This window comes from Puia dinghuensis (assembly GCF_014642875.1).
GTDB classification, from domain to species: Bacteria; Bacteroidota; Bacteroidia; order Chitinophagales; family Chitinophagaceae; genus Puia; species Puia dinghuensis.
In genome coordinates this window covers 1-2,130 of record NZ_BMJC01000017.1, presented here as the reverse complement: position 1 = coordinate 2,130, position 2,130 = coordinate 1, and the positions used below count along the sequence as shown (strand labels likewise).

The 2,130-nt window shown below is 49.1% G+C and carries 1 protein-coding gene; it reads left to right on the top strand.

Annotation, left to right across the window (positions count from 1 at the left end; all coding sequences use genetic code 11):
* On the top strand, positions 1-2,130 hold a 2,130-nt coding region (locus IEY39_RS29585; RefSeq protein WP_188938387.1), incomplete at both ends, for a condensation domain-containing protein.

Below are 2,130 nucleotides of genomic sequence, written 5' to 3'. Positions count from 1 at the left end.
TAACGAAACGGTCGGCATAGACGACAACTTCTTCTCCCTCGGCGGCGATTCGATCAAGGCCATAACTCTGGTCAGCAGGATCAATAAAGCACTGGACGGCTCATTGGAGGTGAGCCATATCTTTCAACATCAGACCATTGCCACCCTGGCCGCAGCAATACGATCCGGCGATGAAACGACCTCGAAAGACGATGACGCGCCGGTATTGCACTACCTGCGGGAGTTCAAAGCTCAGGTGATACAAAGCAGCCAAAACAAAGGAATAGACATTACTCCCTGGGAAGACATTTACCCCCTGTCGGACATAGAAGTGGGTATGATCTTTCACAATCAAATGCAAAGGGAGGCAGCCATCTATCACGACCAGTTCTTCTACCAGTTTGAAGACCCCGGGCTCGACCCATCCAAACTGCAACAGGCCATTCAATTGCTCACGGATAAGCACGACATCTTAAGAGCAGGATATGTGCTTAACGACGATCAAAGGTCCTATAAGATCATCGTTCGCAAGGTGAATGCCTGGGACAAGACAACCTACCACGACCTATCGGCTTATGAAAAGAATGATCAAAAAACCATTATCGGACAGCATATGCATTCCGACCGTCAAATTGGCTTTGGAGAAGAAGCTGGATTATGGAGAATAATGATCTATGATCTCGGAAACGGAGCGGCTGGACTCCTCATCAGTTTTCATCATGCGATAATGGATGGATGGAGCAGGGCATCGCTGATAACTGAAATGAATAACATCTATCAGTCCCTTAAGCGAAAAGAACAGCCGGGACTGCAAAAACTCAAAACATCTTATAAAGACTATATCCGGGAGCAGTTAAAAATATCGGCCGACGAAACGATCCATACTTTCTGGAAGGAAGAACTGGCCGGAACAGGCTTCTCCGGCCTTCCCTTTAAAAATGGCACATTTCGGCCAAAAGAAGTCACGAAGAGACAGGTGTTTACCCTGGAAGACGAGCTCCGGAACAGCATGTTCCGATTCTCGAAAGAAACGGGAATTCCTATTAAAAATATCTCCTTCGCAGTATTCGTATATCTGATCCGGCTGTCTACGGGAAAAGAAGATATTACGATAGGCCTTGTAAGCGACGGAAGACCCGCACTGGAAGACGGAGAAAAGATCGTCGGATGCTTTCTGAACTCCATTCCCTTTCGATATCTATTTGAAACACCTGAGCCTTCCGGAGCCGGTTATCTTCGATCTATCCATGAAAAATTGAATCGCCTCAAAGGCCTCGACCGCCTTTCCCTTATCCGGATCAAACGATTGGTCGGCGGAGACAGCCCCACCCCTCTTTTCGATATTTTATTTAGCTATGTGGACTTCCATATTTACCGGGAGGTCAGGGATGTGATTGCCGTCGACGCGATGGTTGATTATTTCGAGAGCACAAATACGAATTTCGATTTTGGATTCGGTAACACCAATGGCCTGCTGGGTTATAGCATCGCCTTTAATCCCACCATCTATACGGAAGTCGAAATAAATAATTTTGGATCATACTATAAAGAGCTGCTTCGGTTCTTATTGGCAAACGCAAATCTGCCGTTATCCCTCGCGCCACTGGCCCCGCCGGAAGAGTTGATGCTATTGACGGATGTGTTCAACCGGACTTCTGCGGTGTACCCGGCCCACGAACTGCTGACCGCCGGTTTCAGCAAACAATGCAGTCTGGATTCCGACTCGATCGCTGTCTATGACGGTCAACAGGAAGTCTCCTATCGGAACCTGGATCTTTTATCGCAGGGCGTCTCCGGATACCTCCGAAAACAGCTCTCGGTCAAAAAAGGACATCGGGTTGGCATCTATATGGATCGCGGAGTAGACATGATCGCAGCCATGCTGGGCATCCTGCAGACCGGAGCAGTCCTCGTTCCCATCGACACCGCCTACCCCTTGCAACGAATCGCCGATATCCTGATGGATAGTGGCCTCCAGGTGCTGATAACGGATTCTTTCTACATGCATAACCTGCCCGACGCCTTCTCCGGTGCACTCATGGCCATGGATCTGCAGCAGGCCGACTTCCTCTCCCTGCCGGACGACGGCCACGAAATACACCTTGAAAAAGACGACCCCTGCTACCTGCTGTATACCTCTGGATCTACAGG